The 24,446-nt window shown below is 39.2% G+C and carries 22 protein-coding genes; 9 read left to right on the forward strand and 13 right to left on the reverse strand.

What is annotated here, in order from left to right; genetic code table 11:
* Positions 1 to 50 precede the first annotated feature (50 nt).
* The 4 genes from QE390_RS01005 to QE390_RS01020 form a co-directional block, all read right to left on the reverse strand.
* On the reverse strand, positions 51 to 2,774 hold the full coding sequence (locus QE390_RS01005; protein WP_307140736.1) for a DUF6371 domain-containing protein: 2,724 nt from the start codon (positions 2,772 to 2,774) through the stop codon (positions 51 to 53).
* A gap of 18 nt (positions 2,775 to 2,792) precedes the next feature.
* Positions 2,793 to 2,966 (reverse strand): hypothetical protein, encoded by a 174-nt coding sequence (locus tag QE390_RS01010; protein ID WP_307140737.1) that lies wholly within the window; start codon positions 2,964 to 2,966, stop codon positions 2,793 to 2,795.
* Positions 2,967 to 3,003: 37 nt separating this feature from the next.
* Positions 3,004 to 3,312 carry a hypothetical protein gene (locus QE390_RS01015; protein ID WP_307140738.1) on the reverse strand — a complete coding sequence of 103 codons (309 nt, stop codon included), beginning with the start codon at positions 3,310 to 3,312 and terminating at the stop codon, positions 3,004 to 3,006.
* Between the two features lie 390 nt (positions 3,313 to 3,702).
* Positions 3,703 to 3,975 carry a hypothetical protein gene (locus QE390_RS01020; RefSeq protein WP_307140739.1) on the reverse strand — a complete coding sequence of 91 codons (273 nt, stop codon included), beginning with the start codon at positions 3,973 to 3,975 and terminating at the stop codon, positions 3,703 to 3,705.
* A gap of 454 nt (positions 3,976 to 4,429) precedes the next feature.
* Here QE390_RS01020 and QE390_RS01025 point away from each other — a divergent pair, with 454 nt between their 5' ends.
* The 3 genes from QE390_RS01025 (at position 4,430) to QE390_RS01035 (ending at position 9,318) form a co-directional block, all read left to right on the forward strand.
* The gene (locus tag QE390_RS01025) at positions 4,430 to 4,888 is read left to right on the forward strand and encodes a helix-turn-helix transcriptional regulator (RefSeq protein ID WP_307140740.1); all 459 of its coding nucleotides are present in this window, start codon (positions 4,430 to 4,432) and stop codon (positions 4,886 to 4,888) included.
* A 217-nt stretch (positions 4,889 to 5,105) separates the two neighbouring features.
* The gene (locus QE390_RS01030; RefSeq protein ID WP_307140741.1) at positions 5,106 to 5,996 is read left to right on the forward strand and encodes a hypothetical protein; all 891 of its coding nucleotides are present in this window, start codon (positions 5,106 to 5,108) and stop codon (positions 5,994 to 5,996) included.
* Positions 5,997 to 6,147: 151 nt separating this feature from the next.
* Positions 6,148 to 9,318 (forward strand): SIR2 family protein, encoded by a 3,171-nt coding sequence (locus QE390_RS01035; RefSeq protein WP_307140742.1) that lies wholly within the window; start codon positions 6,148 to 6,150, stop codon positions 9,316 to 9,318.
* A 74-nt stretch (positions 9,319 to 9,392) separates the two neighbouring features.
* Here the strand turns inward: QE390_RS01035 and QE390_RS01040 are convergent, their stop codons facing one another.
* From QE390_RS01040 to QE390_RS01065, 6 genes are all read right to left on the reverse strand, one after another.
* Positions 9,393 to 10,487 (reverse strand): RimK family alpha-L-glutamate ligase, encoded by a 1,095-nt coding sequence (locus QE390_RS01040; protein ID WP_307140743.1) that lies wholly within the window; start codon positions 10,485 to 10,487, stop codon positions 9,393 to 9,395.
* 320 nt (positions 10,488 to 10,807) lie between these two features.
* Positions 10,808 to 11,050 (reverse strand): hypothetical protein, encoded by a 243-nt coding sequence (locus QE390_RS01045; protein ID WP_307140744.1) that lies wholly within the window; start codon positions 11,048 to 11,050, stop codon positions 10,808 to 10,810.
* A 3-nt stretch (positions 11,051 to 11,053) separates the two neighbouring features.
* Positions 11,054 to 11,923, reverse strand: a complete 870-nt coding sequence (locus tag QE390_RS01050) for a toprim domain-containing protein (protein WP_307140745.1) — start codon at positions 11,921 to 11,923, stop codon at positions 11,054 to 11,056.
* Positions 11,924 to 12,198: 275 nt separating this feature from the next.
* Positions 12,199 to 13,374 (reverse strand): VapE domain-containing protein, encoded by a 1,176-nt coding sequence (locus QE390_RS01055; protein ID WP_307140746.1) that lies wholly within the window; start codon positions 13,372 to 13,374, stop codon positions 12,199 to 12,201.
* 103 nt (positions 13,375 to 13,477) lie between these two features.
* Positions 13,478 to 13,723, reverse strand: a complete 246-nt coding sequence (locus QE390_RS01060; protein ID WP_307140747.1) for a hypothetical protein — start codon at positions 13,721 to 13,723, stop codon at positions 13,478 to 13,480.
* Positions 13,720 to 14,862 (reverse strand): site-specific integrase, encoded by a 1,143-nt coding sequence (locus tag QE390_RS01065; protein ID WP_307140748.1) that lies wholly within the window; start codon positions 14,860 to 14,862, stop codon positions 13,720 to 13,722. The genes QE390_RS01060 and QE390_RS01065 overlap by 4 nt, the downstream gene beginning before the upstream one ends.
* A 577-nt stretch (positions 14,863 to 15,439) precedes the next feature.
* On the opposite strand from QE390_RS01065, the gene QE390_RS01070 reads away from it, so the two are divergent.
* The gene (locus tag QE390_RS01070) at positions 15,440 to 16,036 is read left to right on the forward strand and encodes a helix-turn-helix domain-containing protein (RefSeq protein WP_307140749.1); all 597 of its coding nucleotides are present in this window, start codon (positions 15,440 to 15,442) and stop codon (positions 16,034 to 16,036) included.
* A gap of 303 nt (positions 16,037 to 16,339) precedes the next feature.
* Here the strand turns inward: QE390_RS01070 and QE390_RS01075 are convergent, their stop codons facing one another.
* Together QE390_RS01075 and QE390_RS01080 are read right to left on the reverse strand one after the other, a co-directional pair.
* Positions 16,340 to 16,612: a DUF3892 domain-containing protein gene (locus tag QE390_RS01075; protein WP_307140750.1), complete on the reverse strand. Its 273-nt coding sequence runs from the start codon at positions 16,610 to 16,612 to the stop codon at positions 16,340 to 16,342.
* A gap of 12 nt (positions 16,613 to 16,624) precedes the next feature.
* On the reverse strand, positions 16,625 to 17,005 hold the full coding sequence (locus QE390_RS01080) for a hypothetical protein (protein ID WP_307140751.1): 381 nt from the start codon (positions 17,003 to 17,005) through the stop codon (positions 16,625 to 16,627).
* 142 nt (positions 17,006 to 17,147) lie between these two features.
* Here QE390_RS01080 and QE390_RS01085 point away from each other — a divergent pair, with 142 nt between their 5' ends.
* A complete protein-coding gene (locus QE390_RS01085; protein WP_307140752.1) occupies positions 17,148 to 17,369 on the forward strand; it encodes a hypothetical protein in 222 nt (73 codons plus the stop codon).
* A gap of 290 nt (positions 17,370 to 17,659) precedes the next feature.
* On the opposite strand, the gene QE390_RS01090 is transcribed toward QE390_RS01085, so the two are convergent.
* Positions 17,660 to 19,945 carry an alpha-L-fucosidase gene (locus QE390_RS01090; RefSeq protein WP_307140753.1) on the reverse strand — a complete coding sequence of 762 codons (2,286 nt, stop codon included), beginning with the start codon at positions 19,943 to 19,945 and terminating at the stop codon, positions 17,660 to 17,662.
* Positions 19,946 to 20,453: 508 nt separating this feature from the next.
* On the opposite strand from QE390_RS01090, the gene QE390_RS01095 reads away from it, so the two are divergent.
* The 4 genes from QE390_RS01095 to QE390_RS01110 all read left to right on the forward strand — a co-directional run bounded on the left by QE390_RS01095 (position 20,454) and on the right by QE390_RS01110 (position 24,424).
* Entirely contained in the window at positions 20,454 to 20,882 is a 429-nt protein-coding gene (locus QE390_RS01095; RefSeq protein WP_106635717.1) for a helix-turn-helix domain-containing protein, read from the forward strand.
* A gap of 79 nt (positions 20,883 to 20,961) precedes the next feature.
* Positions 20,962 to 21,162 carry a hypothetical protein gene (locus QE390_RS01100; RefSeq protein ID WP_307140754.1) on the forward strand — a complete coding sequence of 67 codons (201 nt, stop codon included), beginning with the start codon at positions 20,962 to 20,964 and terminating at the stop codon, positions 21,160 to 21,162.
* A complete protein-coding gene (locus tag QE390_RS01105) occupies positions 21,155 to 23,854 on the forward strand; it encodes a sensor histidine kinase (RefSeq protein ID WP_307140755.1) in 2,700 nt (899 codons plus the stop codon). The genes QE390_RS01100 and QE390_RS01105 overlap by 8 nt, the downstream gene beginning before the upstream one ends.
* Positions 23,855 to 24,061: 207 nt before the next feature.
* Complete coding sequence (locus tag QE390_RS01110; protein WP_307140756.1) at positions 24,062 to 24,424, forward strand: response regulator transcription factor; 363 nt, start codon at positions 24,062 to 24,064, stop codon at positions 24,422 to 24,424.
* The last annotated feature ends 22 nt before the right edge of the window (positions 24,425 to 24,446 follow it).

A 24,446-nucleotide genomic window follows, 5' to 3' on the forward strand; every position in this document is an offset into this window, starting at 1 on the left:
AGGGGTTTCGATTTTTTTAACTCGTTTTTTTTACAACTCAATTCTTTTTTTTAGCTCTGTCTGCTTTCAAAATCTAAGCCGTATTTTACCTGTAAATCCTTGTAGCTCACCGCACAACAGTCTCTTCTGGGAGTAGTCTTTGAAATAGCATTACCTTCCCCATCATTACGGAATCGGATACTTTTACAGATGTCGGCCCACTCGTTCTTGCCTACTGCGGTTGCCAGTTCGGTTTGCAGGGTGTCCTTGTCTGCTGGTGCCTTCATATAGATTTGTCGATACCTCGGAGCATACAAATTGTACAATTGCGGGAACCATAGGGAAAGCTCACCCTGGTTGATCTTGAAATGAATCTCTTCCTGAATGGCTCCAGCGTCGTAGAGCGTCTGAATGATTTCCAGGAAAGCAGATAGCTCGGATTTTTCGGAACTAATCCGGTGCTGGCGTCGAATGCTGGCCGCTCCGATCTCCACGAATGCCTCCAGTACTTCGTTAACATTTCTCGTTTCTACTTCCAGAATTTGAATCAATCCGTGCGTTTGAAAGATTAACGGAGCCGCCATAATTTGGGCCATATTGGCGTACAAACGTTCCGGTAAATTCTCACCTTTAAAATGATTTTTAAACGAAGAATATAGTTCATTGTAAGCCGTCGCGTAATTATCATTTTCAACCAGGAATTTACGATAATTTAAAAGCTCAACGGACATACAAGCTAGCCCCTTCTCCTGCCATTCTTCGAGCTGATAGAATGCTTTACGCTGATCTTCGGTTTTCTCTTGTGAAGTAATCGGTTGAAAAATACAGCGGCTAAAAAAGATTGGATTATCCGGGCTGTAGTTAGAAGTTAATGCCAGGGCTGAATGGATTTCTACGGCGTTGGTTTCGTTGCTCGTATTATCGCTGGAGCGGTGATAACCGTCGTTATCGTATGCCGCCTGCAAAAGCCCTTCTATGCCGCCTAATTCATTATGAAACTCATCGAACCAGATCATCATATTAGACGTCTGAGACATCAATTTAATCAGGGCTACCTCAGTACTTTTACTCTTCAGGTTGACCCCTTCCTGTTTGCGGCCAAAGGCGGCAGTTAATACCCGAACCATTGACGACTTACCCGTTCCAGCACCGCCTTTCAAAAACAGGATCGGGCTAAAGTTCTTATTCTTTAAAGCCAAGTCACGAAACAGACTGAAGATATAGAAGCATATAGGTACGAAAGCGTTCTCAAAGCGGTGAGCTTCAGCGTATTTGACAAAGAACTGGTTAAAAGGTATAGTTAGCTTGGTCATCTCGTAGCGTTGTTGTTTGGCCTTTTGGCTTTGTGGAATAGATAGATACTCGTTGCCCGCTGGGACAATCCCGAATTCGTCCGGTTGTACGGGCTGGCCGCCTACGATAGCCACGTTTGAAAAGAAGTAGACGCCGCTCGGCACATGGTAGCCATACCGCAGCACTTTGGAGGCAGTCGAGAACTCCGTTTTGCGGAATAGATAGCTTCGCAGTTCGTCCAGGTGCGTATCCGTTATTTTCAAGCTCAGCCGCTTCGTGGCAACCAGGTTTTTGAGCCTCCGGGCTGAGCAAAAATCTTCGTGAACGACTTCAACGAAAATGCTTTCTTTGGCCGTCTTCAGCTCCAGAATCCACGTAATTTGCTCGTATTCGTCTTCCGTTTTGTACTTGATGTACAGCAGGAAATCTTCGGCCACTCGGTCAAAAGCTTTGCCTGCTCTTACCTCTATTTCGTAGCTGTGCGGGTGATAGATCACCGTAGCCCTCATTTCCTCCTGAAGAGCTTTAAAAGCATCTTCTTTCTCTTTGGTAATCCGGGCCTGCTCCTCTGGATCAAGAACAATTTCAGGCTTTGGCTCCGGTTTCTTCAGACTCACCCACTGGGCATCATCGCAGGCCAGCTTTAGCTCCGGGCGAATTCCAGCCACAATAGCGTCGGCAATGTCCCAGCCGTCGTTGCGGTCGGGAAAAAGATCTACCAGCTTGTGCTTGATCTGGTGTTTATACAGGTTTTTAAGGCTGCTATTGGTTTCCCGCCCCGCCTTGTCAGCATCGGCCAGCCAGTAGACCCGGCGACCCTCTAAAACCTTAATTTTTGCCTCGGTCAGACCATTACAGGAACCGCAGCCGATCCAGGTAAAGGCAGGGTAAAAGAATGAAGCGATAACCGCCGTTTTTTCACTTTCTACGACGATCACGGGAATACTTTTATCCTCCGGCAGTAAATGCTCACCATAGAGGCACTGAGCGTATTTAAAGCCAGAATCTACGGGTAATTGCTTCAGACTATACTCGTCGTTTTCATCGTGGCCGCGTTTGCCGTTTGGGTTATAGCGAATCCATTTGACGTTCATAATGTTGCCCTGGGCGTTCTTCATTATGAAACCCGTCATTCCCTTCTTATTGGTGCCTACCAGCCATTTTTGCAGGTGTTCGTCGGTAATGTGCAGCGTCTTTCTAGCGAACTCGTGAAAGTTAGATTTTAAATCTACTAAGCTTTTAGTTATAACTTCCAGCGTAGTGCCTTCTGGAAAGACCACAACCGGCTCCGGTGGTGGAATGTAGTTCGGGTCAGCTTCAAATACTACCCCGCTGGGAGTCGCCTGGTAACCGCACTTGCCTTCCCGGTCACATCTGCCCCAATCCTCATTTAATCGGTTGCCTTGTAAATCTTCATAATACCGAAATACGCCAGGTTTCCCGCAGGCGGGGCAGGTTCCCTTCTTCTTGTTCTTTTCGTAACGAAACTTATACTTACTCATAAATACGGATCGGTGCCACTATTGCAGAAAAGGTTTACGGCTGTCGAGTTCTTGCTGAACTGCACTGAGAACTCGTAGGAGAAAATCAAGCTCATTCGCTTGAAAATCCATTAAAGGCTTATTTCTGGTTTGCAGGAAAGTGACTTTGGTATTAATCATTTCTTTGCCTTCCATAAGCTTCGGAGTAGTCATAAGTGAAACGCCTCCGATTTGGACGAAGCTTGTTAATTCAGATAGTTGCATGGAGAAGTCGATGAAATTTTTGTAGTCCAATAATCATTTGAAGTTTACGGTCTGAAAGAATCAGCTCCATGACGGAGTATTTGACGTATAAAGCAGAGCCTCTTTCATGTTTAGTCTTTTCGAGCTGAACCTGCTTGATTCCGGTTACTACCTGGCGGTAAGTCAGTGAAGCCGATCCTCTGGCATCCAGGACTTTTTCGAGTTCTTCCAGGCTCAAAGGGGCTAAATTGATTTGGTGAACCATGCCCTTCATATCGGCGTAATGCACTGGTTTTCTTTTACGTGAGGCTTTCATAGTTGGGCTGAATTTGGTTTTCTGAAACTTCGATTTCATACCCGGAGACATTCACGATATAGCAGGTTTTGGCTCCGGTTCCGGTGATGTCAGTGGCTGATGCGTTTTTGACGTGGCCGGTATAATTCTGTTTTTCTAGGCAAATAGTTACCTGTTAGCCTGGTAGGGCGACAAAGAGGGGGAAAAGCATTTTTCTGATGGAATGGGGTTAAAACTTAATTCTTTCGGTACGTATCTGAATGTTTAGGCCGAAATACGTAGGGCAGGACAACCAGGATAAAAATAAAGCTGGTCAGGTAGAAGGCCGGACTCATTTAAGCGGGGCTTTTGAATCTCCTTTCAACGATATAAACCACATGGCGAGAAATACCAGAGTAATGTATTTTTCCATTAGTCATTTAGCAGGGTTTCAAGTACAGACGGCTCATTTTCAAGGGCTTTATTCTCCTTTATGACCGTCGAAAGTTCTTTTTCAAGAAATATTAATTCCTTGACGTCTACGGCAGTAGGGCTTCGTTTACCGTTGCCGTTTACAGTGTTATTTGCAGTGTGTCTGCTAATACCAAATTTGGCCCGGTATTTCTTCAGAATAGCGATTTTCTGCTTTTCTGAAATCCGGTTTCCTTTCCAGGCTTCAGCAATGGTGTTTAAACGTTGAATCATTTTTTCCATAATTTAAAGAATATAGTTCTTAACGGCTATAACTATACGTAACCGTTTTCAATGGGATATTTAAGGTTGGATGAAATTCTACTCAGTATAAACTCAAGGCAAACTTCATCTTTAATAAGAAACCTGCATAGGACGGCTTTAAAGGCATTTTTCTTGTCAGCTTCAGCGACCGGGCAAACGCAAATTTCGCCACTCACTTACTCTAAACTTGAATTTTCTACCTTCATTATGCTATATTTAAGCTATAAATCGGCTGTATTTCTGCTTGATTTCTACACGAAGGTAATTCTATAATTTCCTTTATAGCAAGTTTTAAGTATGATATTTTTTAAATTATGGCTATTTATTTTATAATATGCTGAATTTCAGTGATTTTAATTTAAAAAATTTCTACTTCATTTAGGCTACATTTTAAACAAAATACACTCATTTAAAAAAGTGAACTATGACAACAGTTAACCAAAGAATGCAGGAGCTTATCAAAACCTTAAAAATGAACCCTAGTTCATTTGCAAAAAGTATAGGCAAGCCGCATTCTACCATTGCAAATGTTACTGACGGAAGAAGTAAGCCAGGTTTTGACATTTTAGAATTAATTCTTGAAAAATACCCTGAAATAAACCCCCTTTGGTTTATCCGTGGTATAGGAGAAATGTTTCAACCAATGACAAATGTTTCTGCCGATGGCGGTGCCGACGTAGAGAATGAGCTTCGGGATAAAATCAAAATGCAAAATGACACAATCAATGATTTGCGGTACACCGTAGAACTGCAAAAGAGGCTCCTCAATGGGGGCGATCTGGGAAAGTTTGAGGGTGACCTGTTCGACCGCTTACCAGTAGGTTTTCCAAATTTTTTTGGCCTCTCTACTGGCATAGTTACAGGCACCCCCGTTAGGTATTAAACCTAACTTGGTCGTTTCCAATAAGTTACATATTACCCTCAGGGCTCCTCACCCTCTGCAAATTGAGCCTAATTATCTGAATATCAGATAATTAGGCTCAATTGCTTTTTACCCCGTGCCACTAATTTTTTCTATTTAGATTATAGGCATACTTTAATTAAAATATATATATAGATTTGGATAATTTACAGATTCATTCATCTTAATTTTCATTCCTATGACCCACTCTGCTATAGTAGATGAGATATTAAAAGAGCTTATAGATAATGGAATAACTAGTAGACAGGTATTAAGTGCACATTTAAGAGCAAAGTCAATAGTTCTGCCAAAAGAAGAAATTATTAATCTAATAGATGAAATAGAAGAAAGTGAATTATTTGAAATAAAATTAATTAATACAAAGGATGGTCAAGATTTAATTTTTTCAGTAAATAAATATGGAAGAAACATTTACAAAACTTATGGTTCATACTCAAAGTACAAATATTCTGAGAAGTTAAGCGATGAAGATATAGTAGATTTAATATTTGAAGAATTAAAAGTATCTAACTATGGTTTAGTATTAGACGAATTCTTAAGAAAAAACAACATTTTGCATTCTGATAAAGATCTTTTTAGAATTTATAGAACTATAAAAGCAACGGACTTTATTAAAGATAAAACTGTACTTACTCAAGGAGGTTCAGTTTACTTTTTCGAAATAAATGATTCAGGATTTAAAGCTTTATCTAAAATAAAGTACTCGGAATTTTATAATAAAACAAATAGCAACTCACAATCTCCCATAAATTACACTATAAATACTTTACAAAATAATATAAACCATGGAAATAATAATACGTTTAATAATTCAATAAATATAAAAGACACTAAATATTTAAGAAATGAATTAAGTAAGTTAGATATTTCAGATGGAGATATTAATGAATTAGTAGATATAATAGATGAAGATAATGATTCTAATACAACCCTACTCGGTCATAAAACCAACAAGTGGGTTCATAAGATGCTAGGAAAATCATTAGATGGTTCTTGGGATATAGCTATAAATGTTGCTGGGGGGTTATTAACTGAAATAATTAAGTCTTATCTAGGATACTCAAGTTGAATTTCAATTATTTTTTACGCATTTCTTATTATTGAGAATGTCAATAGCATTCTTAGTAATTACAATATTATTTCATATTAAATTAAATCATATCTGATACTTTCCTAAAATTTTATCAAAACATTATCTAATCTCTCTAAATTTTAAACCTATGCCTACCTCAATTCACCTTTTAGACCCGTTAAATAAAGATAGAGATAAACTTAATGATTTATTTGAAAAGTTATATAGTGGAAATACTATATTGTTCTTAGGGGCAGGGGCATCCATAACTGATAAAAAATATTTAAGCAAAGAGATAATAGAATATTATAAAAATATTTTAGGCATAGATAGTGACATCAACGATATAGTAAAATTTGTAGACACGCTTTCATCTAATCCAAATTTTGAAAGGCGTGACTTTGATCTGTTTGTTAAAGGGATTTTAGAAAAATTGCATTATAATGATATACATAAAACTATTCTATCAATTAACTGGAGATTAATTATTACTACAAATTATGATCTACTACTTGAAAAAGCTTATGACGATATAAAAAACACATCTGAGAAAGCTTTTGAGTTATTACCTGTTAGAAATTCCAGAGAATATGAAGGGCATGCGAACAGAAATGTAGTTAAATATGCAAAGCTCAATGGCTGTATGTCTGATATGGGAAAATACAAATTTGTATTTTCAAGCGATGATTTTAGAAAAGCAAATGGATTTTATAAAAAGGTTTTAAATGAGCTGAAAAGTTTATCGCCACAAATCAACTTTTTATCAGTAGGATATTCTTATAGTGATCCTTTAGCTGAAATTTTATTAGGTAAATTTGATAGCTATAACTATAGAAATAGAAAAATAATGTATAACATAGATCCTTCTATTCAAGAGGATGACTATCGACTTGGCTTTCTAGAAGAAAATAAAATATGCACTATTAAACTGACTGCTTTAGATTTTTTCAATTCATACAAAGAATGGGAATTAGAAAAATATGCAAGCAAACCTGCTAGTAGAAATTTAAAAATAAGTAATAAAAAAAATGAACCAATAAAACTAAATCCCAAACTAAGCAGCAACTTAAAGGGTATAATAACGCAGATTGGAAATGCTTATGAAGGAGAAAATATTGAAGAGAAAGAATTTTATTTAGGTGAAGAACCTAATTTCAATAACATCAGGAAAGGTCATGATATATTAAGGAAAGCTAAAGTAGAAGAAACTATTAATGAGATTTGGAAGAGTATTAATAATATAAATGTAATGATACCCTTTATATATCTGACTGGTAGTTTCGGCACCGGAAAGACTACTTTTATTTATAGAGTTATTAATGATCTAATCAATAACTCTGATAAGGATGTCATCGCTTTTGAAATTTCAGATATAGAAAACTTCAGAAAGGAGCTTGCTATAGATCTTATTAAGTCTTTACCAACTAAACATATTATATTCTATTGTTCTGATTTAGAAGTTGATTCTTACTACAAGAGTATACTAAATTTGAGGAATGAAATATCTTTCGAACAAATTCCAGATAAAAATATTTGCTTTTTATCATCAATTAGAGAAAATATTTTAAAAAAGCACAGATCAAGTATTAATGGAACTAACACCCCTGAAATCAATATTGATTCTCCGCTTGAAGAGAACGAAGTAAACCAGCTTTTAGAAAGATTAAAAGAAAATGAACTAATTTCATATAGAGACTTTAATGAAAAAGAATTACTAAAGGTTAAGGTTTTAAATGAATTTGATGGAGATACTTTTATTTCCTTATTAGATCTTATAACAAATGGGAAGCATAGTCAAGATTTAAGAAGTGCGTATAGTCAACTATCGCACAAAGGTAAAGAGGCCTTTATTTATACAGCATTACTTCATCGTTTTGGCTTATCTATGCCTTCAGGATTATTAAAAAACATTATTGCTGATGATTGGAGTGAGTTCACTGAAAAAGTACTTAAAGTAGAAGGTAAAGGTATTTTAATACATGAGAACGTTGATTCTATAGGAACTGAGCCAGACATATATTTTAGAACAAAACACAAAATCATTGCTGAGCAATTAACAAATTTAATCATTAAAGACAATTCTAAGCTCTTTAACTATTACTTGACAATTACAAGAAAATTAAATACAGGCTATAAGTCATGTAGATTGACGATAGATTTGATGAAATCATTAAGAGATAGCGGTGATTTTGATGATTTTCAAATAAATAAATTATATGATAGTGCTTATACGGTCTTACAAGATGACGCATTTTTTTTATTAAATTATTCAAATAATTTGCAACATAGAGATAATGTAAGAGACTTGGAACGTGGCATAGAACTTTTACAATATGCAGAAACAAAATTACCTATAAGAAAATCTAGAGACAGTAGGTTTATACATAAAAGAGGAGTTTTGAATTTTTATTTATCAAAAAATTATTATAAATCAGAAAAAGAATTAGACAGGACGTTAACATACCTAGATGAAGCTGAAGATCTTTTTTTGCTTAAATTACAATTAGATCCAAGTTCATCTTACAGCTATACGGATTACATCACACTGTTACTATGGAAATTGAAACATATTAATCTTAGCGATGTAGAAGAAATTAGAACTAAAGTTAAAATTGAAGAATTACTTAATACAGGTCTAACAACAGTTTCTGAAAATAGAGGAAGGATTGTTGACCTACAACTTTCTTACTCAAACGATCAACAAGGAAATGGTGATTCATTAACATATTTAAAAGATTTAGAAGAATTATATTATAATAAAACTAATCTAAGACCATATGTATGTGTATTATTATACAATTTTTATATGCAGAATGAAAATTTTACTAAGGCTGAAGCATATTTTAATGAGATAGAAAATTACAAAGATGAAGATGATATTGCTTCGTTTTTATTTAAAATATATGGCAAAAATTTACATAATGCCAATATTAGAACTAAATTTTATCAATTATCTAAAAGGTTTTTAAATTCTAATAAAATAAATAAACTTCGGTATAACTATTTAAATTACGTAGCAAATTATTACGATGGATATTTTTCAGAGGGAAACAAATATTTACAAGTTATTAGAAGTGATTTTCATTATCAAAACCCTGAGTTTAAACAAGTTTGGTTTGATTCTGACGGACAGGCAAAAATATATACAGGCTATATTATAAAAAACAAAAATTATTTCAACTTTAAAATCAGAGGCCAATCTGGCTCTTATAGAATAACTAAAACTTCATATAAAGACAGTTTTATTGAAGGAGAAGAATTTCTAGCGGAATTACATTTTTATTTATCCGGTGTTTTTGCACATGTATATAAGGAATAGGGATCTTTAATTCTCTCACTAGTAATATAAACATTGAGGATTAGTGTATAGCCTAATCCTCAATGTTTAACTATTTAAAATCTAAACTTTTTCTTAAGTATAGTCCATGTTGCAAATTCTTGCGGAGTTATACCTTTTCTAGTGCCTTCTAAGCTTGCAATTTTAGCTTCTAACATTGCTAATTGAGTTCTTTCATCTACTACATCTACAGCTTTTGATTCTGTAATGTTATTTTCCTGTTTTATACTGTTATGTTTATTTTTTGCTCTGATTTCTGTATATGCAATTAAGTCTTTAAAGTAATTGTGCTTGGTAATATTTATAATCCCTGTGCCTGGATTACCGTTTACTTCAGTCACATAGCTTTCTTTCTGCTTTGGATTTGAACGCATAATATCTACGCCAGCAAAATCTAGCATAAGAGCTTTGGAGGCAGCGATTGCCATTTCTATCTCATAATCGTATAATTTAACTCCTATACCTGATCCACCTCTAGAAAGATTAGCTCTAAAATCTCCTTGTGGAGCTGTTCTACGCATGGCTGATACCACTTTACCTCCTACTACAATGGCCCTGAAGTCTTCTATTTGTTGTCCTTGCGACTTAATGAATCGTTGAAGCTTGACGGGAACGCCTGCCCGGTGCAAGCTCTCTAAAGTGGTATTAGTACTAAGTGGAGTCTCTAGGATTGATACGCCTGTACCCTGTGAGCCCGTAAGTTGCTTAACAACGATGGGCAATCCCCCTAGCTTATCAACAAAGAAACTAACGTGATTCGGTCGGCAAGAAAAAACGGTCATAGGAGTCTTAACCCCTTCGTAGCTCAGCATTTGAGACGTAAATAGCTTGTCATGAGCAATTTGAATACCTAGTGAGGATTGTGGGCAATAGATGCCTAAGTTCATGGTTAGATGCCGTAAGATACTTACTGCTAAAGGCAGGTCTTTGCCGATCCGGGAAATGATAGCATCATAGTGCTTACCCATGATTCGCTTCGGCTCGTCCAGGCTCGGGTCACCGATGTACACCCGATCATAGCCCCGGTCAATCTCAGAGATGTATAGGTACATGTCGCGGGGGTCGTATGCATCGAAGGTATGACCAGCGGAAGTGATCGCGTCAGTTAAGAATTTAGAAACGGGGCCAGTACTTAAAATGAGAAATTTCATGTTTGAAAAAATGGTAAAATGGAATGTTTGAAAAAATTTGAGACAAATGAGACCCCGCCACCTCTTAGCAAATTGTTGAGCAAAAAGGCTAACAATAAAAGGCGATTCATATATTCGGCCAGCACGTTTTTGGAAATTTCCAATTCGTGATAGGGCGGGGTTCGAAGAGAGATTTTTACACTTTTTTTATATTTTCAAAAATGTAAAACATTGATTATTAGATACTTAAACAGTTTTCGTGCTGAAAAAGAGTGCAACTTTTATAACTAACTGATAGTCAGTAAATTACGCTTATTTTTCGTATTTAGTCAGTAAACTTTTTACCAGTAGCCTGCTTTTTTGAGCAATTCGAGCGAAGCGGCAATTTTTGGAAATTTCCATTTTAGCTCGTCTCGCTCCACATACTGATTTAGCTCTTTGGCGTACATCGAAGGCACTAACGCTCCTATGAATACGCTACCTGTGGCTACCTGGTAGGCTAATGTTTCTAAGACTCGCTTGGGCACTAATTCGCCCTCTAAAAGTTCGTCTTCAATGCGTTGAATGAGGTCGGGTTCTTTCATTGTTCATTGGGGATTTAAAGTGAGAAATTCATTGAAATCATTGTAGCCGTCATAAAGGCTAGATTGGTCTTGTACTGTCAACCCCTTCTCTTCAAGCTGGGTGACTGCTTTTCTTCCAGCGGCATCCCGATCTAAAAAGCAGTGAACCGAGCGGTAGGCTTTTAGGGCCGGAATAGCTTTCGAGAGTTGAGCCGTTGAATTCAAGATGATACAAGTAAAGCGGGGTGTTTTTTTTTGGTAATAGACTAGAGCTGATAGAAAGTCAAAGAAGCCCTCAAACAGACACACCGAGCTAGGATCTTGTCCCAGAATGGTAGAGATACCTGCGGGCATGGTTTGGCCTTTAAATCCGGCTCCATTGCGAAGAGCATAACCACCTGCATCGTTAGCAAACCCTAAAGCGAAATAGCTCTTACCGGATCGCTCGTAGTGAACCTGCTTTAGATACGTTTGGGCAACACTTAAAGGGATACCCCGGCTTTGCGTGTAGGCTAGTAGGGCTGCATGTGTTAAGGGTTTGATCGCTGTCAGATGCATCGAGCTTTGCTTTTCCTCTTTAACTAAAGAGCCGCTAAAAGAAAAGCAAGGGGCCTGATAGCTACCCGATAAAAGCCGGGTCACCGCATCCGCAAATGAGCAACCTTCGAGGAGCTGACAAAGCTTGATAACATCCCCCTTATGATTGTCTGAACCAAAGTCTTTAAATACGTTTCTGGTCAGGTGTACGTAAAACGAAGGGGTATTTTCTACGCGTAAGGGGCTTTTGTAGAGCAGCTCCGGGCCAACCTGTCTTTCTGGTAGATAGCCTTGCTCTTCGAGGTAGCTAGCAATAGGAACCGCTTTAGCCTGGCTGAGTTGTGGGTTTGAAATCATCTTTTTCTTTTTGCGGCATTAAGTCATTGATTAATAAACCATTAAGGCCAATTCAACGTGTTTGAAACTTTTTTACTTGATTTTCGCCTACCTAGCTTACCCTGGCTTTTAAATTGCTTAGCTTGAATGCTTTACCAGGTAAGTACCTACTTACCTTTTACTTACCCAGCTACTGTTTTGAAGGTAAGTTTGGGTAACTTCGGGTAACCACCTACTTACCCTATAATCTTCTTATTATCAATACTTTATAAGCTTAGGTAAGTTAGGTAAGTGTTTTAGAGGGTTGCTAGCCGCTTTAACCAGTAACCGTACACGCCAAAATCCTTAGATCGAGGGTAATGAAGAGCGGTCAACGCTCTACCTATCATTTCCGCTCGTAGGTTAAGTGTGGTCAGGCTATTGAGTTCGTTCATCAGTTTAGTGGTCTGCCAGAAAACGGCATTAGCTTCCCCTTTGACGGCGGGGACAAAGTGCGTTCGCACTAGTTCCATTTCGTGCGATACGCGTAAGAAATTAGCATTGCGACGTTCTAGCGTTTTTAGCTCGTCGGGGTCTAGCTGATCGGCAAAGCGATCTTTCCAAAGGGCGTAAGCTTGTGACCATACCAGGTCAATATCAACTAAGTACGAGTAACCGCGTTTGCCGCCCTGGTCGTGCCGGATGTTTTTGACTTGAAAGACCAGCCAGCGAACGTTCCCCGTTTCATCGGTTAAGAACTCGGTTTGGTTAGTAGAAGCAACGAACGAAGCCCGGCGAGTGTGAGGCCGTTCGTTCTTGTCGTATAAGGCCCGAAATTTGACCGCACTTTCTGAAAGCACCGTCTTAAACTCATTGTTCAGCTCTTTCTTGTCAAAAGAAGCCAATTCATCTAGGTTTATGAGAAAGTTTTGCACCAATGAAATAAGCCCGTCTTTCTTACCAAAATCAAGCCCTTTGCGTTTGTAGTTGAAAAGTGATGGCGGTACTAAAAAGTCAAAGAATGACGTTTTACCGTCATTTTGCCGCCCCACAAAGGTTAGGCAATGTTTGTTAAAGAATGAGCTTTCTTGAGCCAGTCCCTGGCGTACCATTCGAACCAGATGCTTCTTGAACATAGCTTGAAAGAAAGCGTTATCGTCCGTCTCTACGAAGCTGGATAAATAGTTGATGTGGTCGGTGAAGCCGTCCCAGGCGGGCAAATGCTCAAAGTAATGTTTGATCGGATCAAACTTGGGAACCTTCACGGCCATGATAGTATCCAGCTCAGAGCTAAATTTGGAAAATCCCGCTTCAAACAAGAGGTAGTTTAGCTCATTTTTGTCAATCATTTCAAAGCTGCCTTGACTGCCTTTGGGACGGCTCAAGAGTTCGTTAGCAATCACGTTATAGCGAAGGTCAAAACGATTGAAAATAAAGTGTTGAATGCGAGTTATTTTGGGGGCATTTTCAGAGGTAGAACGCTCTTTTGCCATATATTTGTCACGGTTTTAAAAGTCTTCAGGTAGGCTTTTGAATGAATGAATTATACACAAGCAGCACCATACAAAGCTCTTTCACTTGGAAAGAGCTTTTGTGTTAATTAGGTAGTAACAAAAGTTGCTTTAGGCGTTTGATCACACTCAAGTACTTGCCGATTAGGTTTTGCTGCGTTTCTACCTGTTGCCAAAGCCATTTATTCTCCTGAATTAGAGCTTGGCCCGCTTGAAGAGATTTAAGGTACTCTCCTGTCATTTCTGAGAGTTCTTCTTCTTGCTCTTGATGCTTCTTGGCGTATAGATTCACCTGCTCTTTGAGGCTTTCTAGTTCTTCGAATAGATTCATAACGCCTGAGAGGTAAGAGGTTTCTCATCATTGCGGTGAACCGTGAACTTACCTTGAAAAGCTTTATGCACATCGCTTAAAATCACGTCTTTACGTACACTTAAGTAATGCTTCTCCATCATTTGAAGCGAGAAACCCATTACTTGACAAGTAGTAGCCTGGGGGACACCATTGACAATAAATAGCGTGGTACAGGTCTTACGAGCTAAGTGCGTGTGAATCTTCTCTTTAATACCTAATAAGTCCTGAATGTCTTTCAGATACTGATTAAGCTTTTGATTGGAAGGAACGGGGAAAAGTAAGCCACGTTTACGACAGGGGTCATTTTGATACTTAGCAAGCATGGCTAAAGCGGGTTCCAGCAATGGAATGCATTGAACTACACTTGTCTTTTTGCGGGGCTTTTCAATGTAAAGTTGGCCGTCTGCGGTCGTAATCAAATTACCTATACTCAGCTCTCGTAAATCAGCGTAAGCAAGGCCCGTAAAGCACTGAAAAACAAACAGATCACGTGCTTTCTCTAAAGCTGTTGAAGCAAAATCAGCGTCGATGATCCGCTGAACCTGTGCTTCCGTTAAAGCAGAGATTTCTCTAAACTCTTTGCGTAACCGAGTAGCAGATAAGGGGTTACGGTCTGCCCATTCGTAGGCAATAGCATAGTTGATTGCTGAGCGAAGAAACTGTACGATCTTGATAGCATAATTATGACTGTACTGACGCTTCTTCTTTAAGTATAGAATCAGTTCTGCGGCCATTGCTGGCTTCACATCGTCAAAAGTCAAGCGGCTCCCATAACCCTGATACGCTAAAAATTCTTTAATGCGGTCAGCATACTGCACATAGGTTTGAAGCGTAGAAGAAGTAACGTCTATGTGTAAACGTTCCCGGTATTGATTAACCCATTTGTCTACACCTTCTAATACAGTAGGCACATTTTCATCATGCGTTCTTAATCCTGCTGCTACCTGAAGAATGATAAAAGGATCTAAGCTGCGATCTGTTACAAAGCGTTCCACATACACCGCTTCAATTTCTGTCTTCAGATGTCTAAGAAGTAGCGTTTTAGATTCATTTCCAGCGATACAAACTGTAGCACTATCCCAGTGTTTACGGTTCTCAACAAAGATACCAGTACTCATTTGGGCATCTTTGCCATTTATACCAACTTTCACATATACGGTGCCACAATAACCGCCTCTTTTAGAGGCATGGAAATAAAAGGAAACTCTGCACTTTGGCATTGAGGCCTGATTGGCCTGGCGAATAAATCGCTCTGAACGAGCTAAATTTCTTTTATTAATCATAATCTTTGCCTTCTCTTCCGAGATTATTTCGCCCCGGTTACTATTGCGAGTAGTGCCGGGGCTTTTTGTTAAATAAGTTCTTGTTCACTGATTTTGAGGAATTTTGCTAAACTTCTAACCTCACTAGTAACTGGTTCTTTCTCTCCTTTGACCAGTTTCCAAAATCTAATCCGATTAATTCCAATACTATCATAGAATGAAGGTTTGGGCTTAAATGCCAAATGACTTTCGCACTCATACCTTGCTATGATTCGAGCAAGAGGAGATACTGCTTGTATAGAGTCCATTTCTTGTTGTTATTAATTTGTGGATGCAATTATAATATCATAGAACACAATGTTCCAAATTATGATAACTATTTTTTCTAAATATTTACACTGTTTTGTAAAAGTGTTATCACTATTTGTAACAAATGGAGCTATCAGAACAGATAAGAAAGGCTAGAGAAGACAAAGGAATCAAGCAATCCGAAATGGCTAAAATGCTTGATATTGAGAGATCTAACTATCATAGATTCGAAAACAGAGGCACTAAGCTTACACTGGAACAATTAGAAAAAATTGCTTATGTCCTTGGAATGACCATCATAGAACTACTTCAGTATGGTAAAGAGGAAATAAAAAAAACCTCCAATGAGGATATAACTCTAAGTAACAAAAACTTAGAAAATGAGGTGAAAGAACTGGAAACCCTTCTTGACCTTTATAAAAGACAGAATAAGATATATTTTGAGAATCTTCAAGATACAGTCCAAGCTATTGATAAGGCATGTACTACTATAGCAGTGGAATTATGGGGAGATGATCTAAAGTATCACGTACCAGAATCAGAAAAAGATTACCACGAGTTAGAAGATTATTTACGTAATAGATATAAGCCTCTTTTTCTAATGATTTGTTATTTAAAGCAACTCAAAGCTATAGAGGTTGAAGATTTTCCATTCCTTAAAATAGTATCACTATTAAAAGGAGAAGATTTCGAGGATATTGTAACATTTCATAATATATAGTGAATGCATTTCTTGTTGGCAATAAGAAATACAATTACATCCTTAACATACTAATTATCAATCATTTAAAAATATTACTTTAAATAGTGACTGTACTTTAACTAAGTAATATGTAATCATATTCTAAAAAACACATGATAATATATTGATTATCAGTATATTATCAAATTATTTTTCCAGATCCTCACCCTCTGCTAAAAGCCTGATTATCAATTAGATAATCAGGCTTTTTTCATTTCTGGTCACGCTTTAGTCACTCTACTTTAATGATACATCGCGATTAATATAGCTCCTTACAACTATTTAAAATTGCGGAAGACTTAGCAAATTGTCTCTGCGAGTAGAGTCAGGTTTTGTCTTTATATATTCATTTCCATATGCACTTTTTTGATAAGTGACAATAGCTTTTTCACTTCCGGCTTGTACATAAAATTCGTAGCCTTGCTTTATGTAGTAGATAACTGTAGATACAGGATATTCAAAAACACCATTTGAATTAGTCCCTTTTACATGAGTTATGTGTTCTACGCTACTGTCTACGTTTGGCTTTCTGATATGAGTGATACGATTTGACATATGATGTTATAATTAGTTTACATTGATTAATTGCCTTTTCTTCAGAAGGTTATCAACTAAAATCAGTTTTTTTTGTACTCTTCCCATATAGATTTCCCGGTCGCGTAACCGAATCGTATCCTGCAATTCTTTTACTTTAAAAGTCACGTCCAAAGGTTTGGCATTTAGTACTGGATTTTGGCCAACGACGACCGTTCCATTCGCATTTCGGCAAACTCGTACAATCGGGTGACGATTCTGTTTAGCCGTTAGTGCATCATTATTCACCCACGTTTTCCCACCTTCCAGAGAGATTTCAGGTGTTAGAGATTCAGGTTTACCCGTCCGCACGTCGTTTGCTAAAGAAGCCCTGTAAAATCCACTCATTAACGCTTCATCTGGTGCTAGATTCAAACCATGCGTTGCCCCTTTCCAGTTAATTAGCTCCTTACCGCCCCTGAAAAGCAGAAAGATAGTCACCTCTACAGAAGCAAAACCACAGGAAGCTCCGCCAGTAACTTACTTCAGCGATAACGCACCCAAAGACAAAAACGCTTTGTATAATTCAGGCACTCAGGACGCTTATCAGTATTACAAAGGATACAAAGGAGCAGGAACTGGCACGTACCTGACCACGTTTCTACTATCTCCAGTGGGAGGTTTGATTACAGCCATTGCTACTTTATCCACTCCTCCTAAAAAACAAAATCTAATGTACTCCGATCATGAACTTTGGCAAACCGGAAGTTACCAGAGTGGGTACAAGTTAGCTAGCTAAGTTGGGTTCATTATGAAAACATCAATTTTGGTAAACCGTTAAACTACTAGCATAAGAATTACTTGGCTTTGCAAGCTGCTGATAAATTTATCAGGGTTTTATTATTAGTAATTTTTTTTGAAAACCTCCCTACTTTTTAAATATTTATATTGAATCAAAAATACTAATGGTCATTCGTTTAATCTTTTAATGTCTAACCAATTGCCTTTCATGTTTAACAGTACGTATAAAATCCGAGTAACTGATATTGATACACTTATCTTGATTATAACAATTTTACCTAATTATATCTACTTAAACACCTGCAATTCCTGAATACCCATTTGCGTACCTAGTTGTTTTTCGGCATTAGGTTTTAGTGCTTTAATGTAAATATACCGAGCATTGGTTTTCCCTAAATTAAAGGTAAATTTCTTGATATTTTCTTTACTATACACCTGCTTTTTTCTTACCATATCTATTCCATTAGATGATATATATATTTCAAATTCTGTTGCATAATAGTCTGGATGAAAATCTACTTTTAGCTGACTGATAGTTTGCTTTTTTTGCAAATCAAGTCGCAATGTGTAACTGTACTCACCACCAGCAATGGCCGCAGTAGCCCAATTACCATCTACTGCATTTTCAGCGTACCACCAACCAGTCGCTGGCCCTAATTCCCCAGATTTATTCGATAGAAAAGTTACTGGTTTCCCTAAAGCTAGATTGTTACTGGTTTCTGTAGTTAATAGTTTATATTTCAAATTAAGTAAGGCTCCATAATTATCAGTCATTATAGGCCCTCGATCTCCATTTTCATTCAAGATGTAGCGTTCTTGAATTCGTAAATCAGGGTTTACAGGCACTTTTTCAAATGTATTAGCCATGTATTTCCCAGTCTCCTTCATTGCAATAATATACGAATGACCAGCTTCAAGACGAGTTTCGGGAATCAAAACATACCTGGTTACTGAATCTTTTATCATTTGCTTCCCTTCATAAGACAGTACGGGAAAATCCGTTGCATATTCTTTAATCAGTATTTCTGATTTCGCAGATAAAGACGCCTGAGCAATGGCACCTAAAAGTATTGGCGTGTTGCCTACCGTAATACGCATCCCACGGTAATTCCCCTGAAAATCTGTCTGAATGGTATCTCCAATAGTATTTTTAAATAGTGTTTTATAAGCATTAAACCTATTTTTATCTATCGTATGTTGAGCTAATAATTTTGTATCAATTAATACATTGCGATTAGCAGTAATTCTGGCTGATCTGGCTCTTTTTTTATGGCCTTTAATAAAGGTTCCTATTTCCTCTAGAGTACTTTCATATTCAGGAGCAATAAATTTTCCGTCCGTTCTTACTGGCCAATTTAACATATAAGTAACTCCATTGTCCCAGTTTTTTTTTATATTTTCAATAATGACAGAGGCCGGCTTCGCTGTCTTGGGAACACCCTTAGATGGTTCCCAGGACCAAGCAACATCCAATAAGTTATCTACTTCAACTGCCATTTTTTTTTTCACGATAGGCGGATTAGCTATTTCTAATTCTAGTCGGGAGGTCCCCGCACCTCCTTCGTTGACTATAACATCCATATTGGGGTATTTTAAAATAGTACCTTTTCTACGTATACCTGGATTATTAGCAATGGTAACATAAGGATTTTGAGTCCTTATGATTGATATAATTTTATCCCAGTTAAACCATTTAGGATTTACCCCTACTTCCTTATAAAGTTCGGGAGTTCCTCCTACGTCTACCCAAATGCCATCAATTCCCATTGCCAGCAATTCACGAACGAGTCCGATATTCAACGTTCCCCACTCATTCCAGTCAGGATTATTAGGTTCTAGTACTGCATAATCTGTGTTTCCTGGATTCCAAAACATGTCAGGGGCGAAGTAAGCTACAAATTTTATATCTCTAGCATGACAGGCTTTAATTAACTCTCCAACAAAATTTCGACTGGTTTTCATGTTTGCCTGGCTAGGAGTAGTGGAGGGCCATAAACGAATAGCATCCCCTCCTTTTACAGTCATATTCATCACTTTTCCACCCATTTCTATCGTTTTCTCCGCCCATTCCTCGGCATTAAAAGCCTTCGCTCTGGCTTCGAAGTTAGGAATATGATGAGCATTTACTACCCGAGGCTCAGCAAAGGCTCCCCATTGTGGCATTACCCCAAATTTAGCCTCAGTCATCCAATAAGCTCGGTAAGGCTCTGCTACCAATGTTAAAGATTTTATCGCTGAAGATTTACCGGACGTTACTTGTACAGTAAATGTGTATTTACCTTCTTTCTCAGGAGTACCTATAATTTTTCCATCCTCCTTTAAGCTCAATCCAAGGGGAAGATTTCCCTTGATTAGTTTCCAATTATAAGACTGCCCCCCTTTAGCCTGAAGCTGGAAATAGCTTTTACTGCCGTTTTCCGTCCAACTCTGGTAAGGCAAATTATCTACAAAAGCTGGGTAAATGGAATTTTCACGATCATGCCTATACGCAGTACTCGAAGTAGTGGTAATAGTTAACTGTGCCCACAGTGCAAAGGGCATTAAAGAAATCAGTAAACTCAGCAAAGCCTTCATACGTATCGTCAATAATGGTTAATGATGAAATTAGCCAGAGACTTGGTAGTAAGCATAGATGATGAATATCGTCAGCTTAAAAGCACGTGATTCTCCTAATGAAATCAATAAATCGAAAATGGTATATTTTCTTAAATTCTTTCTCGTATCGCCAACGAATTTAATAATCATGTATCTATAAAATAAGTACATATACTCTAAATACAATTATTCATCGTGTTACTCCTATATCCTATCTGCCTGAAAGTCTGCGAGTTGACCAACCCAGCACCTACGTAAGAGTCCTCAGTTGCTAAGAGCTATTTCTTTGAAGTGAATCTCACAGAGATGCCTAGTATAAGTCTTATGGTACTGCCCGGTATTGTATCCAGTCATTCTTACCTAAGATTTAATAGAGCATTTTCATACGTAGTTTTAATTCCATGATTTATTCCTTTCTTGAAAAAATGTCATTTTATTCTCCATTCTCTGCTAATTAGCTATATGTTTGCTACTCAATTGTAAGCGAATGGATTCAACGCAACATCCAGATTGCCCCCGCTGCGATTCTTCGGACGTTACCAAATCGGGGGTTATTAAAGATCGGCAACGTTTTTTTTGTAAAGCTTGTCAGTATCACTTCACCGTAGACAAGTTAGGAAAAGGGATTAGTACGTATTACGTCATTAAGGCCTTGCAACTTTATATTGAAGGAGTTAGCTACCGAGAAATCGAGCGGCTACTCGGTGTCAGTCACGTTTCAGTGATGAACTGGGTAAAGAAGTACCAGATCAAAATCCCCAAGAATTCTGAGTATAAACCCACTTACAAAATCCTCAACCATAAGGAGCTGGCTGATTACTTTGCCAACCGCGAAAACCTGCGAAGCTCTGGCGTACTGGTTACCGAACTGGGCGATAAATTCATGCTCATTCGCTGGGAACGGTTCAAGGATTAACTTTATCAATCTTTCCCTTACCCTTCGTCGGCAATCTCTTACTGATCCTGGCGTACCTTTGCGGTTTAAATCGCAGCTCATGAACGAAAGATTGCGGGGTCAGTACCTGATTATCGTTAGTTTACTTTTTGCCCTCATTCTCAATTTCCCTTTATTATCGCTTTTTAACCGACCCATCCTCTGGCTCGGCATTCCCCTGCTCTACTGGTATCTGTTTATCGTATGGCTGGGGCTGGTGATTTTAATGTATTGGTACTGGACTCGCAGAAATCATGAATAGTGGCTGGGTAGTTATTGTCTCGGTCATGTATCTGGGACTTCTTTTCGGCATTGCTTACTGGGCTGAACGTTCTCAACCCGCCCGTCGCTGGGTTTCCAATCCCTGGATTTACTCGCTGTCGCTGAGCGTTTACTGTTCCGCCTGGGCCTATTATGGCTCCGTAGGACGAGTGATCACCAACGGCGTAGAATTCCTCTCCACTTATTTAGGACCTACTTTGACGGCTCCCCTGTGGTGGATTATTTTACGCAAAATCATCCGCATTTGTAAGGTACAACGCATCGCCACGCTGGCCGATTTTGTGGCTTCCAGGTATGGGAAATCCGCCAATTTGGGGGCTCTGGTCGCACTTTGTTGTCTGGTAGGGATCGTCCCTTACATTTCACTTCAGCTTAAAGCCATTTCTACGAGCTTTGCTGTACTAGCACAACTCCCTCAAAAAGAAGAACTTACCAGTAATTTAACCTTATATCTGGCCGTTGGATTAGGCTTGTTCGTGATCCTTTTCGGTACGCGAAAAATCGAAGCTACCGAACAACACGAAGGCATGGTAACGGCCATTGCTGCCGAGTCGCTGGTAAAGATGCTGGCCTTTTTACTCGTAGGCAGTTATGTTACCTTCGGCGTTTTTAATGGTTTTGGCGACATTTTCACGCAGGCTTCTCACAAACCCGAACTTCAAAAGCTCTTTACCATCGATCCCGAGGGCGGCTATGGTTCCTGGTTTTGGCATTTGTTGCTTTCTACCCTCAGCATTCTGTTGTTACCCCGCCAATTTCAGGTAGCCGTGGTTGAAAATACGGACGAGCGTCACCTCAACCGGGCGATCTGGTCGTTTCCGCTTTACATGCTGATTATTAACCTTTTCGTATTACCCATCGCTTTTGGCGGAGCGATCCTGTTTCAGAATCAGGCCGTCAATGCAGATAATTATGTCTTAGCTATTCCACTGTATTTTGATAAAGAATGGCTGGCTCTGATTACTTATCTGGGTGGTTTTTCGGCGGCTACGGGGATGGTCATTGTAGAAACCATTGCCTTAAGTACGATGCTCAGTAACAGCGTGTTGATGCCTTATGTCTTGACGCAACCTACCCTCCGCCGACGCATTGGGCCCAATCTGGGAAGCTTCCTGACCCGCTCCCGCCGGATTAGTATTCTGTTTTTGCTCGTCGCCGCTTATCTCTATTACTCCAAACTCGCCGGACGCTACCCCTTGGTGTCCATTGGCCAGGTGTCCTTTACCGCAGTAGCTCAGTTGGCTCCGGCTGTATTAGGTGGTATTTTCTGGAAACAGGGGAACCGATACGGAGCCACCGTTGGACTGATTCTGGGCTTTACCCTTTGGTTTTATACCCTCGTGATTCCCATGCTGGCGGAAGCGGGTTTCTTCCCTATTTCGTTGAACACGCACGGCCCCTGGGGTTTGGAATTGCTGAAGCCTTCAGCTCTGTTTGGGCTGGAGGGTTTCGACCGAATATCTCACGCCATTTTCTGGAGTTTACTGGTTAATGTGCTGGCATATGTATTGCTTTCGATTCGCTTTCCACAAACCTCTATGGAGCACAATCAGGCGATTTTATTCGTGGACATTTTTAAATATTCCGAAGTAATCGAAAGCTCTACCATCTGGCGAGGAACGGCTTATATTCCTGATTTACAAAGCTTGTTGAGTCAATTTTTTGGTAAAGAACGAACGGCTCAGTTACTCGAACGCTTTGCCAGTGAAAACGAAATTGACCTCAACTGGCAACGGGCTTCGCCCCAATTGGTGAACTACGCTGAAAACCTGCTGGCCGGAGTGGTGGGTTCGGCTTCGGCTCGGTTAATGGTTGCCTCGGTAACGCTGGAAGAGAAAATTTCGGTGGATGAGGTCGTAGAAATTCTGAAGGAGTCGCAGGAGTTAATCCTCACCAACCGCCAGCTTCGCCAGCATCAAACCGAGCTGGAACGAGCCACGACGCAACTTCGTGAAGCTAACGAACAGATGGTACGGACGGATCGTTTGAAAGATGATTTTCTCACCACCGTTACCCACGAATTACGGACACCTATTACGTCAATCAAGGCTCTAAGTGAAATTTTACAGGATAATCCTGAACTCGAAACCGACCAGCGGGATCATTTCCTGAACACCATTATTCGGGAGTCGGATCGATTAACCCGTCTCATTAGTCAGGTGCTGGATCTGGAAAAATACGAATCCGGAAAACAATCCCTTCGCACGGAAAGCGTTCAGATGCGAGAAGTGATTCGGGAAGCCATTGAGACGGTTGAACAACTGGCTCTGGATAAGTCGGTCAAACTGGAGGTGACGCTGGATGAAAACTTGCCCACTACGCAGGCAGATCGGGATAAAATCATGCAGGTACTCATTAACCTGCTTTCCAACGCTATCAAATATACGGAAGCCCACCGGGGAGTAATCCAACTCAGGGCCTACACTACTGATAAGAAGATTACTATTGAGGTACAGGATAACGGGCCCGGCATTGCTCTGGATTATCAGAAACTTATATTCGACAAGTTTTATCAGGCTGAAAATCAAACCATCCGCAAACCCAAAGGCAGCGGTTTGGGCTTAGCCATTACCAAAAAAATCATAGAATTGCATAGCGGAACGATTGCAGTACACAGCGAATCTGGTCACGGAGCCTTATTTATTGTGCAGTTACCCGTTCGCTTGGAGTGATCATTCTGAGTACTTACGCAAGGTTGCATTCAGGGATAAACGAATGAACCTTGTTGGGCTTTTCCTGTTTTCCCAACGTACACATGCGTGGTGAAGCCCCTCGTTAGTGAACAAACTTGCGTATATTTGAATTCAATCCGTAACTCCTTGACTCTATAAAACGAACCGAATCTCAACCCAACCATTGAGATTTTGTTGATGTGTGTTATGAAAATTCTGATTGTTGACGATGAACCGGGCATAGTCATGTCGCTGGAATTCCTGATGAAAAAGGAAGGTTACCAAGTGTACATTGCCCGTGACGGAGCCGAGGCTCTGGACATCATTCGCCAGGAAACGCCACACCTGGTTCTGCTGGACATCATGATGCCCAGCGTAGATGGCTATGAAGTATGCCGCCAGGTAAAAGAATCCCAATCCTTACAGGAAACCAAAATCATTTTTCTGAGTGCCAAGAGTAAAGAAAGCGACATTGAAAAGGGCCTATCCTTCGGAGCTGATCTTTACCTGACCAAACCCTTCTCTACTCGTAACTTAATGGCCAAAGTTCAGGAACTTACGGCCTGTTAATGGTATTTCTTCCCTTCGTTCC

The organism is Siphonobacter sp. SORGH_AS_1065 (assembly GCF_030818595.1).
In the GTDB taxonomy this organism is placed as follows: domain Bacteria; phylum Bacteroidota; class Bacteroidia; order Cytophagales; family Spirosomataceae; genus Siphonobacter.